Below are 14,899 nucleotides of genomic sequence, written 5' to 3' on the forward strand. Positions count from 1 at the left end.
GGCCTCGTCACACGTGCCCGAACGTGCCCGAACGTGACCGATCGGGTCGGTGCGTTCAGCGAAGCCGGCGTTGCCAGGGGAAACATCGGGATGTCACTCGCTTCGCAGCAATACATGCCGACGTCGAATCGCACGATGCCCAATTCACGCAGGCACGACTCAATGGTTTTGAGGCGCTTGAACATGCGCGCCGCTGCGCTGCCAGGTTCGACTGGCGGACGCGCAGCGTTGTCACCGGCCCGTCATACTCGCTAGCCACTTACTTCGGCATCGTTGACAGGGACGTCGAGGTATAACAGGGTGGGCCTTCGTCATGACTGTCCCAAGGCGGGAATACCTTGTAGCAACCGTACAGTATCGGGCATGCGCGAGCAGACTGATTCGCAATCAGCCATAGAGCCATTGAGCAATGGAGCACGACCCGTTTCGTCCTGCTCGGCGTGCGTTTATCAAGCGGTTCTCTGTGCGGATGCAATCGCCACTAGCGGGACCTCGTCGCTGCACATAACATCAATGGTGAATCTAATTGTTTTCTTTTCCCATTCCGACGTATGCAGGTTTACCAGTAACGTGCGGATGCCGGGGCAAAACAGGTCCTTGCTGATTCGAATCTCACGTCATTCAGATTACAAGCGACGCCGCGCGTGAACAATTGCCCTTTGGTTCAATCCAGGTGTTGTTTCAGCGTTAGCGAATCGGCATTTTATTGCATCGATTGAAGAATGCACGAACTCGGCATTTACTAATGCTTGCATCAGGACTACGATTGATTTACCGGGCAGTTCTATGTCGTGTGTAGTAGTTACCTGGCTAGTCATACGGCTGGCCATGCGTGCGTTGTCTCCTGCGCTGGCCGATTTCACCGAATCGTCGCAAGCGACCTGCTATAGAAGTGACGGACCACAATCTGGCGAACACGCTGCCTGAAAAAACTCGTTGGCGAGCGAATCACGATCCTGACTTTCCGGCCTGCTGCACATATACGTAGCGGCGAAATCAGCCTTCGGGTCAGGCGCGTTATCTCTCGTCGAAATCCAGAGCGAGCTTTTCCGTCAGCCCATCTCTCGGCGCAAGCTCTTGAGAGGAATCCCGGTCATGAGCATCGTCATGCCAGCGATCATTGTTCTGGAAACCGCCATCATTCTGTGGCTGTTGATGGTGTTTGCCAGTCGCCGGCGAATTGCGCTAGCGAGCCGTAGTCTTAAACCGCCAAATCTTGCGGATTATGTCGAGCGCGCGATGGCGTGTCTGGCTGCAATGCGTCCGCAGGTTTTCACGATGTCCGCTGGTGCCGGTTCGCGCGACGTCGTATCACGAGCCGGTTCGTCGGGAGAGAGGCGTGTGGAGCAGCATCAAGTGGCGGAAGCAGCGATTTTGCCGGAAGCAGGTCAGCGTGCGCGCGGGGAGCGTCCGATAACGGAGAGGGACCATGCCGCGGCGTCCGCACGATCGGTGCGCCGCCAGTCTCATGAAAGTGGCGGACGATCCACAGGGTTGAACGATTCTCACGTGCTCGTGATGGAAAAAGGAAGCGGCGAAGCGTACTTTCGCGAGGCGCTCGCGCTTTTGCCTATTTCGATTCTGATGCTCGACGAGCGCGGCCGGATTTTGATGGTCAATCCGCAAACCGCCCGGCTGTTTGGATATGAATGCGACCAGTTGATAGGCAAGCCAGTTGGGCTGCTTGTGCCCGCTCTGCGTGCCGACACCGATGTTCCGCTCAGAGCCGACTTGTTCGCATTGCCGGAATCTCATGAAAGAACGCCATTGCGCGAGTTGTCTGCGCGGCGCAACAATGGCACGGAATTTCAGGTGGAGATCAGTCTGAATGCGTTTCGCTTCGACGACGGCAGCGTAACGCTCGCAATCATCGTCGACAGAACCGAGCGATACGAGCTGGAGCGCAACCGGCGGGATCTCGCGCATCTGACGCGCGTGTCCACAGTGGGCCAGCTTACGGCATCTCTGGCCCATGAACTGAACCAGCCGCTGACGGCGATCCTGAGCAACGTGCAGGCCGCGCAGCGCTTTCTCACGGCGGACCCCATCGATCTGGATGAAGTGCGAGAGATCCTGAACGACATCGTACAGGCTGACTATCGCGCGAGCGAGGTGATCCGGCGCATTCGCGCGGTCGTCAAGAAGGGCGATCTGGAAGTCGTATCACTCGATCTCGCGGGCATCATTCGCGACGTGGTCCTGCTGGTGCGCGGCGACGCGATCGTGCGTGGCACGCGCGTGACGCTCGACGTCGAGGACGATCTGCCGTCCGTGCGTGGCGACAAGGTGCAGTTGCAGCAGGTCATGCTCAATCTCCTGCTCAATGCGTTCGACGCGATGAACGATATGCCGCCCGTCGACCGCGTAGTGTCGGTGACGCTCATGCGCGAGAGCAGCAATACGATTTGCATCGCTATCAGGGATCGCGGCCATGGACTGACTGTCGACAAGCTGGACAAGATCTTTAAGCCATTCTTTACGTCAAAACCCCAGGGTCTCGGGTTGGGATTGTCGATTAGCCGCACCATCATCGACATGCACCACGGGCGACTCTGGGCTGAAAACAACATTGACCGAGGCGCGACATTCTTTGTCACATTGCCTGTTGGGAATGCGACGGAGCAGGATGAGTCGCGATAGAAACCATGACAGATTCTGCTTCGCTTGTATTCGTCGTCGACGACGACGACTCCGTGTGCGGCGCGCTGGCGCGTCTGATTCGGTCAGCGGGCTATCGGGTGGAGACATTCGGTTCGGCACGCGCATTTCTCGACAGGATGCCGGTCGATGCCTGTCCCGCGTGCCTCGTGCTGGATATCGAGTTGCCGGATCTGAGCGGACTGGAACTGGCGCGCGAACTCAATGCGGCGCTGCCGATCATTTTCATCACGGGGCATGGTGACATCGCGATGGGTGTCGGCGCGATGAAAGCGGGGGCAACCGATTTTCTGCCCAAACCGGTGTCCGATACTGACCTGCTGCGAGCGATTGAACAGGCGCTCGCGTGCGCGGTGCGAATGCGAGCGACCCGGCTTGAGTTCGACTCGCTTCGTGATCGCGTCGAGCGGTTGACGCCGCGCGAGCGCGAAGTGATGTCACTCGTCGTGATCGGCCTTCTGAACAAGCAGGTGGCAAGCGAACTCGGAACGGTCGAACAGACGATCAAGGTTCATCGCAGGCGCGTGATGGCCAAGATGGAAGTCACATCGCTGGCCCAACTCATTCGCATCGCGGACAAGGTCGGCCTTTCAGGCGTCGCGCATTCACACGCGGATCGCTGAGCGGCTGCAAGCGGCCTGACCGGCGTGTCGTCCGGGGATGCCATGAGGCCTTTCGGCGTCCACATTGCACCAAGGTCCACTATCGGCATTTGCGCCTGACTCATAGTCTATGGTTTGGGGGAGTGCACTGCCCCGTGCATTCCCGGACACCGGACTATGTGCAATGGGAAAACTCAAATCATTCGTTGTCGTCGTCGATGACGATGAATCGGTGTGCCGAGCGATCAAGAGACTTCTGCGCTCAGTCGGCATCGCTGCCGAAACCTTCGCAAGCGGCGACGCCTTTCTCGACGTGCTGTCATCCATGCCGTCATATCGTCCTGCCTGCGTCATTCTCGATGTGCAGATGCCGGGGCTCAATGGACTCGAGGTCCAGCAGCGTCTTTCAGGCAGTGGCACGCCTGTCATTTTCATCACCGCCCACGATAACATCAGCGTGCGCGAACAAGCCTTTGCAGGCGGTGCGGTCGCCTACATTCTCAAGCCGTTCAACGATGACCTGTTCATCAGGACCGTACGCGCGGCCCTCGAAGGAGGACAGCCGCCGTAGTCTGAACACGTGCGGATTCGCCCCGTATTGGACCAAAGTTCAATTGCCATCGGACAGATCTGCTACCAATACTACCGGTACCTGAAGCGCGCGGTGCACGCCGCTCCGGGACCCGGTCACGCAGTGACTCTTTTTGAATGGAGCGTCCTATCATGTTCAAGCTTGTCCGCCTGATGGCAATGATTCCGGTTCTGCTCGCGGCGGTCGCCTGCTCGAGCATGAACTCATCCACGTCTGCGTCGACGTCCGGGTCATCACGTCCTGAGCTGGAACAGAAAGCGCGTGATGCATATCGGTCACTGGTTGCAACAACGCCAAAGGCGGGGGAACTGGGGACCAAGGCCACTGCCGTCCTCGTGTTTCCGGACATCCTGAAGGCAGGGTTTCTTGTCGGAGCGCAGGGAGGAGACGGCGTGATGTTCGGCCCGGACGGCAAGGTGCTGGGCTATTACAACGCTACGGCACTGTCATACGGCCTGCAGGCTGGGGCACAGAGCTTCCATCAGGCGATGTTCCTGATGACACCGGCGGCGCTCAGTTATCTGAACAGCAGCGACGGCTGGTCCGTCGGCATGGGACCGAGTGTCGTTGTCGTCGACGAAGGCAAGGCGAAGTCGATGACAACGACCACGTTGCAATCCGATGTCTACGCATTCATCTATGGCCAGGAAGGCCTGATGGCGGGCCTCGGCGTGCAAGGACAGAAGATCACCAAGATCAAGCCATGAGTCCGCGACTTTACGGCGCTTTCTCACATCGGCGTCGGAGTGCCGTGAGTCGGTGCCGGAACTGGATTGTCCAGGAGGCGTTTCGCCATGCAACCCCTGATGCGAGTTTCACCCGGGCTTGTGATGTCGGCGCTGGGATGCTCAGTGGCAGCCCGGCAACCCATCATTTACCCGGCTAAAGGCCAAAGCCCTCAGCGTCAACAGAACGACACCGCCGATTGCCGGTTATGGGCGAAGCAGACCACGGGTGTCGATCTTGTTGTGCTCGCGCAGCAGGCTTCCGAGGCTCAGGTATCCCAGCCGTTGGCCACGTATCACCGCGCGACGGCTGCGTGCATGACTGGCCGTGGGTACACGGTGTAGTAAAGATCGCAAGCAGCATGAGAGGGACCCATGAACAGAAAATGCGTACGTCTTCCGCTGGCGGCTATAGCGGTGTTGAGTGGGCTCTGTTCGGCCACGTTGTGCGCTGCCGAATTCGACGGCAGTAAGCCGCTGCTATGCGCCACCATCGATGCGCACGCCTGCGATCCAGGCGAAACCTGTTTGCGCGCCTTGCCGTCGGACTTGGGCGCACCGCAATTCATGCGCATCGACTTTGCGAAAAAGACCATTACCGGTCCCCAACGCGTGGCACCGATCCGCTTCATGCAAACCGATGAGAGTCAGATTGTTCTCCAAGGAACTGAATTCAGCTTCGCATGGACGATCGTGCTCGACAGGGTGGACGGCACGATCGGCGTGACGCTCGTCAACCGTGAAGACGCCTTGGTGCTGTTCGGTGCTTGCACCGCCATGTAGTCGCGACGGGTGATCTCATGAAACAAGCAACGCCTGATTTCTTCCTGCACAGGCTGCCGTCGCGCGATTCGCGACGGCGGCGCGCGCGCTCGCCTGCGCGGTTGCTGGTCTACGCAACGTTGGCGCTGTGCGCTGCGTGCCACAAGCCGGCTCCGCCGCCGCAGGCCGGCGCGGCCGAAGTGACCGTGATGCAGGTCGAGCCGCACGATACGCCGGTCGAGTTCGAGTTCACCGCGCAGACACAGAGCTCACGCGAAGTGGAGATTCGCGCCCGCGTGGACGGCTTTCTCGATAAGCGGGTCTATACCGAGGGTCAACTGGTCCATGCCGGGCAGACGCTCTTCCTGATGGACCCGAAACCATTCGAGGCCGCGCTGCAGACGGCCAAGGGTCAACTCGCGCAGCAGGAGGCGCGGCTCTATGTGACGAAGGCGAATCTCGCGCGCGTGATCCCGCTCGCCGCGCAGAACGCTTTGAGCAAGAAGGATCTGGACGACGCGACCGGCAACGAGAAGAGCGCGGAAGCGGCCGTGATCGCCGCCAAGGGGCAGGTGCAGACGGCGGAGCTCAACCTCAGCTATACAACCATCAAATCGCCGCTCAACGGTTTGTCGAGCTTCGCGAGACAGCAGGACGGCAGCTATGTGACGGCCGGACAGGCCGGCCTTCTGACGTATGTCTACCAGCTCGATCCGATGTGGGTGAACTTCAGCATCTCCGAGAACGAGTTGCTCAGATACCGCGACGAGATCACCAAGGGCGCCCTTCGGTTTCCGGCTGATAACGACTTCATCGTGACTGTCTTGCTGGCCGACGGCAGCCAGTTTCCCGATCAGGGCCATATTAACTTCACCAATCCTGCGTTCAGCACGGAAACGGGCACGTTCCTGGTTCGTGCGTCGTTTGCGAATGCTCAAGGCACGCTGCGGCCCGGACAGTTCGTGCGTGCTCGCGTGGCCGGTGCGGTGCGCCCGAACGCGATTCTCGTGCCGCAGCGCGCGGTATTGCAAGGCTCGAAGAGTCACTTTGTATGGGTCGTCGACAACGACTCGAAAGCTCATCAGCGTGTCGTCGAAGTCGGCGAATGGCATGGCGACGACTGGTTCGTCACGCAGGGATTGAAGGCCGGCGAGCGGATCGTCGTCGACGGCGCGCTCCGCGTTACCGCCGATGCTCCGCTGAAGATAGTGGCATCGCCCCCACCCGCCGCGGCAGCCGACGCGCCAGAGGAGGGAAGCACCGGTTCGAAGGCGCGCCCATCCAGTACGGTCGCGGCAAAATAAACGGGCGAGCGATATGAACCTGTCCCACTTCTGCATCGACCGTCCGATCTTTGCGTCGGTGATATCGATTGTCATCACGCTTGGTGGCGCCGTCGCGATGGTCAATCTGCCGATCGCGCAGTACCCGGACATCACGCCGCCGCAGATCACGATCTCCGCGACCTATCCAGGTGCGAGCGCCGACGTGGTCGCCAACAATGTGGCCGCGCCGATCGAGCAGCAGGTGAACGGCGCGGACAACATGATCTACATGAGCTCGTCGAGCTCATCGACCGGCAACCTGACCGTCAATGCGTACTTCCAGATCGGCACCAACCCGGAACTCGCGCAGGTCGATGTGCAAAACCGTGTGAACCTCGCGTTGCCGCAGTTGCCGCAATCGGTGCAGGCGCAAGGCATCCAGGTACAGAAGAAGTCGTCGGCGTTCATGATGGTGATCGCGATCTATTCGCCGAGCGAGCGCTACGACGCGACCTACATCGCCAACTACGCCAACATTTACGTGCTCGATGCGTTAAAGCGCATTCCGGGCGCCAATCAGTCGGCCATCTTCGGCACGCCCGACTACGCGATGCGAATATGGTTGAAGCCCGATCGCATGGCGCAACTGGGCATCACGGCCGGCGACGTGCAGAAAGCCGTCGCCAACCAGAACCAGCAGTTTGCTGTCGGCCGCCTTGGGCAGTCGCCGACCGGCTCGCCCGTTGAACAGTCGTTCGCGGTCACGACTACGGGCCGGCTCGCCGACCCCGCCGAGTTCGAAAACATCATCATTCGCGCGGCCAGCGGCGGCGCGGCGATCGTGCGCCTGAAGGACATCGGCCGCGCGGCGCTCGGGCAGAAGGACTATTCGATCCGCAGCCGCTATCAGGGCAAACCGGCGACAGTCATGGCCGTGTACCAGCAGCCTGGCGCGAACGCGCTTGACGTGTCGAAACAGGTGCGCGCGACGCTCGCCGAGATGAAGAAGACGTTTCCGGAGGGGCTCGAATACAGCGTCGCGATGGACACAACCGAGTTCACCCGCGCATCCATTTCGGATGTCGTGCATACCTTCTTCGAAGCGCTGGTGCTGGTCGTGATCGTCGTGTTCGCGTTCCTGCAGAGCCTGCGTGCGACGCTGATTCCGGTGCTGGCGGTTCCCGTATCGATTGTCGGCACCTTCATGGGGATGCTGGCGCTCGGTTTCTCGATCAACATGCTGACGCTGTTCGGCATGGTGCTCGCAATCGGCATCGTCGTGGACGACGCGATTGTCGTGATCGAGAACGTCGAGCGCAACATGAACGTGCACAAGCTGAGTCCAAAAGACGCCGCCAAGCGGGCAATGGACGAAGTCTCCGGCCCGGTCATTGCTATCGTGCTGGTGCTGTGCGCGGTGTTCGTGCCGGTGGCGTTCCTCGGCGGCATCACGGGCCAGCTGTACAAGCAGTTCGCGATCACGATTGCGATCTCGGTGGTGTTCTCGGGCCTGGTTGCACTGACGCTGTCGCCGGCGCTGGCCGCATTGCTGCTCAAGCCCGGCCATCACGAAAAGCGCGGCTTCTTCAAGTGGTTCGACAAGAACTTCGAAAGGATGACGAACAGCTATACGCGTGCGGTCAAGCTGGTCATCAAACGGTTCGTCGTGGCACTGTTGCTGTTTGGGGGGATGATCGCGCTCGCGGTCGTCATGATGCGCTCGATACCGACTTCGTTTCTGCCGCCGGAAGACCAGGGCTATCTGCTCGGCGCGATCATCATGCCGGACGCAGCAAGCCTCGATCGCACGGGCGACGTATCGCAGCACGTCACCGACTACTTCATGAAGCAGGAGGCCGTGGGGAGCGTGACGATCGTCGATGGTTACAGCCTGCTCGACAGCCAGAACAAGAACAACGCGAGTACGTTCTTCATCGGCTTCAAGAGTTTCGACGAACGCTACAAATGGGCCAACATCCGCACGCAGAACGCACGGGCGGTGCTGATCGGCGCGTACGAGAACCTGTCGAAAATAAAGGAGGGCATCATCCTGCCGGTCAATCCGCCGTCGATACCGGGGCTCGGCACGACGGGCGGCACCGAAATGTGGATTCAGAGCAAGGGCGACGGCACGATCGCGCAGCTCGCGGACGTGGTGGACAAATTTCTGGAGAAGGCAAAGAAACGACCCGAACTGGCGCGCGTGACATCGACCTTCAATGCGTCGTCGCAGCAATTGCTCGTCAACGTCGACCGGGACAAGTCAGAAACGCTCGGCGTTCCGGTCGAGGAAGTGTATAGCGCGATGCAGACCATGTTCGGCTCGCTATACGTATCGCAGTTCAACCGGTCGAGCCGCCTGTGGCAGGTCATCCTCCAGGCCGAACCGGCGTACCGGTTGACGCCGCAGGATCTGAACCAGATCTACGTGCGCAGCAAGACCAACAGCATGGTGCCGCTCAAGGCTGTCGTGACCTCCCAGTACGTGACGGGCCCCGATCTCATCACGCGCTTCAACAACTTTCCCGCTGTCAAGATCACGGCCAACGGCGCGCCGGGCTACAGCTCGGGGCAGGTCATCTCGACGCTGGAAGAGGTCGCGGGTGAAGTGACGACGTCGGATTACGGTATCGGCTGGAGCGGTGAGGCATACGAGGCGAAGCAGGCGGGGGGCACGTCGAGCCTCGTGTTCGTGTTCGGTCTCATCATGGTGTTCCTGATTCTCGCGGCGCAATACGAGAAATGGAGCCTGCCGTTCGGCGTATTGATGGCGGTGCCGTTCGCGCTCTTCGGCGCGCTGCTGGCCATCCTGTTGCGCGGCCTCGAAAACGATGTGTACTTCCAGATCGGCCTGACGATGCTGGTCGCACTCGCGGCGAAGAACGCGATCCTGATCTTCGAGTTCGCGGTGCTGAACCGCGAAGGCGGCGAGTCGGTGTACGACTCCGCCGTCACGGCGGCGACCGAACGGTTGCGGCCGATCGTGATGACGTCGCTCGCGTTCATTCTCGGCTGCGTGCCGCTTGCCATTGCAACGGGTGCGTCGGCCAACAGCCGGCATTCGATCGGCACGGGCGTGATCGGCGGCATGCTCGGCGCGACGGTGATCGCGGTGTTCTTCATTCCGATGTTCTTCTACGTGCTTGAAACGATGTCGGAACGGAGCAGCAAGAAGAAAGATCCGAGCGGCGGAGCAGCGGGCGACGGCACGCCGCCTATCGCGCCGCCTGGCTCAGGCGCTCCGACCACTAAACCCTCTGCCCGGCGCGAGGACGACTGACATGCGCGGCTCCGCGTTCATCATGCGTTTGGTGCCAGCCCTGCTGCTTGCGGGGCTGAGTCTCGGCCTGGGCGGTTGTCTGCTCGGCCCCGACTACGTGCGACCCACGGTGCCTACGCCGGCGACGTTCCGCTTCGAAGCAAGCGAGGCGGCCGAAGTTGCCAACGCGATGTGGTGGGAGCAATTCGGGGATCCCGTGCTGAACGATCTGATTGCCGCCGCGCTGGCCGACAACAAGGACGTGAAAATCGCTGCGGCGCGCGTCGACCAGTTTCTTGGCCAGTTCGTGACGACGCGCTCGGCCCTGTTTCCGCAGGTCAACGCGGGCTTTGAAGCATCGCGTCAACGCTCATCGATTGCTGGGCTGCCGACGCTGCCACCCGGCGTCAACCCCGTATTCAACGAATTTCAGGCGCCGCTGTCGGCCGCATGGGAGATCGATTTCTTCGGCAAGGTGAGACGTCAGACCGAGTCGGCGCGAGCAAGCTTGCTGGCAACTGAAGAAGGCCGGCGCGCAACGATCCTGTCGCTGGTGGCGTCGGTGGCGTCGTCGTACATCAATTTGCGCGACCTCGACCAGCAACTCTCGATCGCGAAGGCAACGACCGAAAGCCGTGCCGGCTCGGTGAAAGTATTTCAGGCACGGTTTGCAGGCGGCGACGTGTCGCAGATGGAACTCGCACAGAGCGAGTCGGAATACGAAGCCTCTCTCGCGACAATCCCGCAGATCGAGACGCAAATCGCCCAGCAGGAAGACGCGTTGTCCGTGTTGCTCGGTCGCAATCCCGGTCCGATTCTGCGTGGCCGTGAACTCACGGAGCTCGAGGTGCCACCGGTGCCGGCAGGCCTGCCTTCCGATCTGCTTCAGCGCCGTCCCGATCTGCGTCAGGCCGAGCAGAACCTTATCGCCGCGAACGCATTGATCGGCGCCGCGCGCGCGCTTTACTTTCCGTCCATTTCACTGACGGGCCTGTTCGGAACGGCGAGCGGCCAGTTCTCGAAGCTATTCACCGGGCCGGCACGGATCTGGTCGTACGCAGGCTCGCTGACCGTGCCGATCTTTACCGCGGGCAGCATTAGCGGCCAGGTGAGCCAGGCGGAAGCGCAACAGCAACAGGCGCTGTTCCAGTACCAGCAGTCGATCCAGGTGGCCTTCCAGGAAGTCGACGACTCACTGATCGCACTGCAGAAGTCGCGCGAGCAACTCGTTGTGCAGGGCCGTCAGGTCGAAGCGCTGCGAACCTATTCACGGCTTGCGCGCTTGCGCTATGAAGGCGGCTATACGAGCTACATCGAGGTACTCGATGCCGAGCGTAGCCTCTTTAACGCGCAACTGAGCTACACGCAAACCAACGGACTCGTGTTCAGTTCGCTGATCGGTTTGTATAAGGCAATGGGCGGTGGCTGGGTTGTCGAAGCCGAGCGCATGACGGGGCAGGTCATGCAGCACGGGCCCGCTGCGCCCACGACCGGGCAGCCCACTACGGAGCAAGCGCAATGACCGCCGAGCGCCTCATTGCCTGCCACGAATGCGACCTGCTGCAACGGGAAGCGCCGTTGACGGGCGAGAGCGTGCTGCGCTGCTGCCGTTGCGGTGCGGAGCTGTACCGTAACCATCCGGACAGTCTCGATCGTGCGCTCGCTTTCACAGTCACGGCGATCGTGCTGTTCGTGATCGGCAATGCGTTTCCGATCGTCGGTCTGTCGGTGAATGGCGATCTTGTCGAGACCACCTTGCTGGGCGCGGTGCGCGTGCTGTACAGGGACGGCATGTGGCCCATCGCGGGGCTGGTGTTCGTGACGACATTCCTCATGCCGCTCATGCAGATGTCCGCGATGGCGTATCTGCTGTTTCCGCTGTGGCGTCGGCGCCTGCCATACCGGCCCGACATCGTGTTTCGCGTGCTGCATCTGGCGCGGCCGTGGGGCATGACGGAGGTGCTGATTCTCGGGATGCTGGTCGCGCTGGTCAAACTGGCGCATATCGCCAGCGTCGTGCCGGGCGTCGCGCTCTGGACGTTCGGTGCGTTGATGCTGATACTCGCGGCGGCCAGTGCTGCGTTCGATCCGCACGATCTCTGGCAGCGAATAGGCGGCCACTATCGCGCCGCACCCGGCCCGGAAGAACTCGCCGAACCGGCCGCAGGCACGGCAATGGCCAGCGGGCTGATGACCTGCCACGATTGCGGGTTGCTGACAAAAGCGGCGCCACACGTCCACGACGCGAGCTGTCCGCGCTGCGGCGCGCATCTTCACGAACGCAAACCGGCGAGTTTCGCGCGCACGTGGGCGTTCCTGATCGCGGCGATGGTGCTGTACATCCCGGCGAACATGCTGCCCGTGATGAACACCAGTTCGCTGTTCGGCTCGGCGAAAGACACGATTCTGAGCGGCGTGGTGTACCTCTGGACATCCGGCTCCTGGCCTTTAGCCATCATCGTGTTCATTGCGAGCATCGCCGTCCCGATGCTCAAGATCATCGCGATCATGTTCCTCGTTATCTCGACGCAGCGGCGCTCGCTTGCGATGCTGCAGCAGAGGACGCGCGTCTACCGCGTGGTGGAACTGGTCGGGCGCTGGTCGATGCTCGATATCTATGTGATCACGATTCTCGTCGCACTCGTCCAGTTCAATGCACTCGCGACCATCCAGGCAGGTCCGGCCGCCGTGGCTTTCGGCGCGGTAGTCGTGCTGACGATGTTCGCCGCCATGTCATTCGATCCGCGCCTGATCTGGGACGCAACGGAGCACGATCATGGCTAAACCTCCCGGTCAACCGGGGTCGCCTGACGTTCCTGAAGCTATTGCCACTCCGCGCTCGCGCTGGCGGATGCAGATCGTGTGGCTGGTGCCGCTGATCGCAGTGCTCATCGGCGGATGGCTGGCGGTGAAGGCGATCATGGAGCAGGGCCCGGCGGTGACGATCAGCTTCGAGACCGGCGAGGGGCTCGAAGCGGGCAAGACCAAGATCAAGTTCAAGAACGTCGACATCGGTGTGGTCAAGAGTGTCACGCTGTCGGGCGATCACCGCCGCGTGGTCGCCACGGCCGAACTGTCCAAAGATGCCACCAACCTGCTGGTGGACGACACGCGGTTCTGGGTCGTGCGTCCACGCATTTCCGGCGGCACCGTATCCGGCATCGGCACGCTGCTGTCGGGCTCGTTCGTCGGCATGGACGTGGGCACATCGACGAAGTCGAGGCGCGATTACACGGGCCTGGAGTCACCGCCCGTGTTCGCTATCGGCGTGCCGGGCCGAGAGTTTGTACTGAAAGGCGCTGACATGGGCTCGCTCGATGTCGGTTCGCCCATCTTCTACCGGCGGCTGCAGGTCGGCCAGATCGTTTCGTACCAGTTGGACCCGGACGGGAAGGGCGTGACGATGCGTGTCTTCGTCAACGCCCCTTACGAGAAATACGTGAAGTCCGATACGCGCTTCTGGCAGGCGAGCGGGATCGACGTGTCGCTCGATACGACGGGCGTCAAGGTCAACACCGAATCGCTGGTGGCCATCCTGATCGGCGGACTCGCATTCCAGACGCCGGACCAAACGGCCGATGGAGCCGAAGCCGCCCCGGACGCGCAGTTCGCGCTGTACCACGATCGCTCGGAGGCGATGAAGCAGCACGATCGGATCGTCGATACCTATGCGCTGGTTTTCAGGGAGTCGGTGCGAGGGCTGGTGGTTGGCGCACCGGTCGATTTTTTCGGTATCGTGGTCGGCGAAGTCGCGGCGATCAATACGCGGTTTGATCCCGTTACCAAACAGTTCAGCATCCCGGTCGAGATACGTCTCTTTCCAGAGCGCTTCACGTCGCGCTATATGAAGGGAGGGAAAGGAAGGATCACCGACGACCCTCAGCGACTTGCGCAAACGCTGGTCGACCATGGCTTACGTGCGCAATTGCGTACCGGAAACCTGCTGACCGGGCAACTCTATATTGCACTCGACTTTTTCCCGAACGCGCCGAAGGCGAAGGTCGATTGGACCGTCACGCCGCCCGAGATACCAACCATACCTGGCGGCCTGCAGTCCATGCAGAATTCGGTGACGAGTCTGCTCGCCAAGCTGAACCAGATTCCATTCGGTGGGATCGGGAAGGGTGCGCAAAAGACGCTAGCCGATGCCGATACCCTTCTCAAGCAGTTTCGGACCGACGTGGTGCCGCAGGCACGGGACACGCTCGCCGCTGCACAGACGGCGCTAAATTCCGCGAACAGCACGCTACAGCCCGATTCCCCACTGGCGCAGAACACGACGGACGCCATGAACGAACTGGCGCGCACAGCGGCCGCTTTCCGCACGCTGGCGGACTACCTCGAACGCCATCCGGAGGCACTCATCCGCGGCAAGGTGGAGGATAAAAAGTGAAGCGCCTATCGCTATGCCTTGCCGTTGCGCTGACCACGGTCGTGCTCGCCGGTTGTGCCGGCTCGCCCAAGTCGGACTTCTACACGTTGAGTGCGGAGGCGCCGCGCGAAAGCGTCAATCATGGGCCGCCCATGATCGTCGTGATCGGCGCGGTCACCGTGCCCGAACTCGTCGACCGGCCGCAGATCGTTGTTCGCGCCGGCACGAACCATGTGACGATCGACGAATTCGCCCGCTGGGCTGAGCCGCTGAAGAGCCAGATTCCGCGCGTGTTCGTCGCCGATCTCTCGCAGCTGCTGAACAGCCCTCGCGTGTCGACTTTGCCGATCGGCGGCGACGTGGCGGCGGCCTGGCGAGTGCGGATCGACGTCCAGCGCTTCGACGCCTTGCTCGGCGATGCCGTGACTGTCGATGTCTTGTGGTCGGTGTTGCCACCCGGTAAAGCGCCGCCGATCACCGGCCGGACCATCGCGAGCGAGCCCTGCGCGGGCGCGGGCTACGAAGCGGCGGTGGTGGCCTGGAGCAAGGCGCTTGCCACCGTGAGCCGCGCGATCGCGGCCGGCATCCGTCCGCCGACGACCGTCGACTGACGCCGGAACGGAGAACGGACGTCTATAAGCGGTCATATGTCGCCGAGGTTCGC

Annotated in this window: 12 protein-coding genes; all 12 read left to right on the forward strand. The window is 61.4% G+C overall.

Annotated elements, in window-relative coordinates; all coding sequences use genetic code 11:
- Positions 1-1,494 precede the first annotated feature (1,494 nt).
- Complete coding sequence (locus tag P0D80_RS30915; protein ID WP_408289557.1) at positions 1,495-2,640, forward strand: sensor histidine kinase; 1,146 nt, start codon at positions 1,495-1,497, stop codon at positions 2,638-2,640.
- 5 nt (positions 2,641-2,645) lie between these two features.
- On the forward strand, positions 2,646-3,281 hold the full coding sequence (locus tag P0D80_RS30920; protein ID WP_408289560.1) for a response regulator transcription factor: 636 nt from the start codon (positions 2,646-2,648) through the stop codon (positions 3,279-3,281).
- Positions 3,282-3,444: 163 nt separating this feature from the next.
- Positions 3,445-3,831 (forward strand): response regulator transcription factor, encoded by a 387-nt coding sequence (locus P0D80_RS30925; RefSeq protein WP_408183547.1) that lies wholly within the window; start codon positions 3,445-3,447, stop codon positions 3,829-3,831.
- 152 nt (positions 3,832-3,983) lie between these two features.
- Positions 3,984-4,559 carry a lipid-binding SYLF domain-containing protein gene (locus tag P0D80_RS30930; RefSeq protein ID WP_408289563.1) on the forward strand — a complete coding sequence of 192 codons (576 nt, stop codon included), beginning with the start codon at positions 3,984-3,986 and terminating at the stop codon, positions 4,557-4,559.
- A gap of 87 nt (positions 4,560-4,646) precedes the next feature.
- Complete coding sequence (locus P0D80_RS30935) at positions 4,647-4,922, forward strand: hypothetical protein (protein WP_408289565.1); 276 nt, start codon at positions 4,647-4,649, stop codon at positions 4,920-4,922.
- 30 nt (positions 4,923-4,952) lie between these two features.
- Entirely contained in the window at positions 4,953-5,360 is a 408-nt protein-coding gene (locus tag P0D80_RS30940; RefSeq protein WP_132383127.1) for a hypothetical protein, read from the forward strand.
- Between the two features lie 17 nt (positions 5,361-5,377).
- On the forward strand, positions 5,378-6,643 hold the full coding sequence (locus P0D80_RS30945) for an efflux RND transporter periplasmic adaptor subunit (protein WP_408289569.1): 1,266 nt from the start codon (positions 5,378-5,380) through the stop codon (positions 6,641-6,643).
- Between the two features lie 13 nt (positions 6,644-6,656).
- Positions 6,657-9,884 carry an efflux RND transporter permease subunit gene (locus P0D80_RS30950; protein ID WP_408289572.1) on the forward strand — a complete coding sequence of 1,076 codons (3,228 nt, stop codon included), beginning with the start codon at positions 6,657-6,659 and terminating at the stop codon, positions 9,882-9,884.
- A gap of 1 nt (position 9,885) precedes the next feature.
- A complete protein-coding gene (locus P0D80_RS30955; protein WP_408289575.1) occupies positions 9,886-11,385 on the forward strand; it encodes an efflux transporter outer membrane subunit in 1,500 nt (499 codons plus the stop codon).
- Positions 11,382-12,647: a paraquat-inducible protein A gene (locus P0D80_RS30960; RefSeq protein ID WP_408289578.1), complete on the forward strand. Its 1,266-nt coding sequence runs from the start codon at positions 11,382-11,384 to the stop codon at positions 12,645-12,647. The genes P0D80_RS30955 and P0D80_RS30960 overlap by 4 nt, the downstream gene beginning before the upstream one ends.
- Complete coding sequence (locus P0D80_RS30965) at positions 12,640-14,256, forward strand: PqiB family protein (protein ID WP_408183641.1); 1,617 nt, start codon at positions 12,640-12,642, stop codon at positions 14,254-14,256. The genes P0D80_RS30960 and P0D80_RS30965 overlap by 8 nt, the downstream gene beginning before the upstream one ends.
- Positions 14,253-14,846 (forward strand): PqiC family protein, encoded by a 594-nt coding sequence (locus tag P0D80_RS30970; RefSeq protein ID WP_408183643.1) that lies wholly within the window; start codon positions 14,253-14,255, stop codon positions 14,844-14,846. Before P0D80_RS30965 ends, P0D80_RS30970 begins: the two co-directional genes overlap by 4 nt.
- Positions 14,847-14,899 lie beyond the last annotated feature (53 nt).

The sequence above is a fragment of the Paraburkholderia sp. RL17-373-BIF-A genome, from assembly GCF_046030175.1.
Taxonomy (GTDB): Bacteria; Pseudomonadota; Gammaproteobacteria; order Burkholderiales; family Burkholderiaceae; genus Paraburkholderia.